The organism is Citrobacter sp. wls826 (assembly GCF_005281245.1).
Classification (GTDB): domain Bacteria; phylum Pseudomonadota; class Gammaproteobacteria; order Enterobacterales; family Enterobacteriaceae; genus Citrobacter; species Citrobacter braakii.
On the sequence record NZ_SZWS01000051.1, the window covers coordinates 16353 to 17980 of the forward strand.

Consider the following 1628-nt stretch of genomic DNA (forward strand, 5'->3'; position numbering starts at 1 on the left):
ATCCGGTGCGTAACCAGCTGGCAGACAGCCTGCGGGCGGTACTTTCGCAAAAGCTGGAGGAAGATAAGCAGGGAGGACGCGTGGCGCTATTCGAGCTGCTCGTCAACACGCCCGCCGTGGGTAATTTGATCCGCGAAGGGAAAACGCATCAGCTACCCGGTGTGATTCAAACCGGGCAGCAGACAGGTATGCAGACGTTTGCACAAAGTCAGCAGCAGCGCCAGGCGCAGGGGCGACTTTAGTAGCCCTGCTCGAAATAGCTTTCAAGGATAATAACGGCAGAAGCGGAATCTACTTTGCCTTTATTCAACGCCCGGTATCCGCCTTGCTCAAACAGGCCTGAGCGGGCTTCGACGGTGCTCAAACGTTCATCGTGCAGCGTTACGGTTACGCCAAAGCGACCGTGAATGCGGTTAGCGAATTTGCGTGCGCGCGCAGTAAGGGGTTGTTCAGTGCCATCCATGTTGAGCGGCAGGCCGACAATGATTTCGTCCGGCTGCCACTCTTTTAGCAGGCGTTCAATCAAACTCCAGTCTGGCGTACCGTCCTGTGCTTTGATGGCGGGCAAGGATCTCGCTGTACCGGTAATGCGTTGACCAACCGCGACGCCGATACTTTTCGTACCAAAATCAAAAGAGAGTAATGTTCCGCTCATCAGGCGTGTCCCGCCACGCCAGGCATGGTCTGAATATCAATCCCGATAAGCTTCGCCGCATCGCGCCAGCGGTCGGCAATCGGCGTTTTAAATAAGATGTTGAGGTCTGCGGGAGCAGTGAGCCAGGCGTTATCCAGTAGCTCTTGTTCCAGTTGACCTTTTTCCCATGATGAATAGCCCAGCGCAACCAGCGCTTCGGATGGCTGCTCCTGCGTACCCAGGGTTTCAAGTACATCGCGGGAGGTGGTGATGATAGTGTTATCTGAAATGCGAATACTGGAGGCAAAGCGTGACGGCGGGGTGTGTAGAATAAATCCACGGTCTTCCGCCAGCGGGCCGCCGAGCATCACCGGTTTGTCCAGACGAATGGCAGGATCGCGTGCTTCTGGAGTAATCTTCAGCTTTTCCAGAATCCCTTCAATTTGTAAGTTTTCCAGAGGCTTATTGACGATAATCCCCATTGCTCCGTTCTCATTGTGTTCACAGATATACACCACGGAACGGCGGAAAATCGGATCCTGGAGAGCAGGCATGGCAATTAGAAAGTGATGCTGTAAATTCATTGTCAGAGGTTCTGTTTCCTGGTTCAAAAAAGCAACAGAGCCCAGTATGTGGGCAAAGCGCGAAGATGTCACCCTCTGAAGATAGCTTTGCCGGATGGCGGCTTTGCCTTATCCGGCCTACGGGGTGCGAATGTAGGCCGGATAAGACGCGAAGGCATCGCCATCCGGCAACTTATTTATTTCTGCAAACGTGCCTCGATGGCGTCCATCAGCATACCGGTAATCGAAACCGGGAACTCCGCTTCAATTTCACGAATACAGGTTGGGCTGGTGACGTTAATTTCCGTCAGACGGTCGCCAATGATATCCAGACCGACAAAAATCAAACCTTTTGCTTTCAGCGTTGGCCCAATGCGACGTGCAATTTCCCAGTCGCTGTCGGTTAATGGACGCGGCTCGCCACGACCGCC

General features: G+C 53.6%; 2 protein-coding genes and 2 pseudogenes. 1 reads left to right on the plus strand and 3 read right to left on the minus strand.

The annotated features are described in order from the left end of the window. Positions 1-242: pseudogene (locus FDW87_RS22370) on the plus strand (type IV pili twitching motility protein PilT); the annotation flags it as partial. Here FDW87_RS22370 and ruvX read toward each other — a convergent pair. The 3 genes and pseudogenes from ruvX to FDW87_RS22375 form a co-directional block, all read right to left on the minus strand. Continuing rightward, on the minus strand, positions 239-655 hold the full coding sequence (gene ruvX, locus FDW87_RS11680; RefSeq protein WP_137379781.1) for a Holliday junction resolvase RuvX: 417 nt from the start codon (positions 653-655) through the stop codon (positions 239-241). The pseudogene FDW87_RS22370 and the gene ruvX sit on opposite strands and share 4 nt — an antisense overlap. Further along, a complete protein-coding gene (locus FDW87_RS11685) occupies positions 655-1218 on the minus strand; it encodes a YqgE/AlgH family protein (protein ID WP_170975110.1) in 564 nt (187 codons plus the stop codon). The genes ruvX and FDW87_RS11685 overlap by 1 nt, the downstream gene beginning before the upstream one ends. Positions 1219-1394: 176 nt before the next feature. Next, positions 1395-1628 (minus strand): annotated as a pseudogene (locus FDW87_RS22375) (glutathione synthase); the annotation flags it as partial.

Coding starts and splice junctions, on each gene's coding strand:
- FDW87_RS11685 (WP_170975110.1), bottom strand. CDS start 1,218: ATGAATTTACAGCATCACTTTCTAATTGCCATGCCTGCTCTCCAGGAT.
- ruvX (WP_137379781.1), bottom strand. CDS start 655: ATGAGCGGAACATTACTCTCTTTTGATTTTGGTACGAAAAGTATCGGC.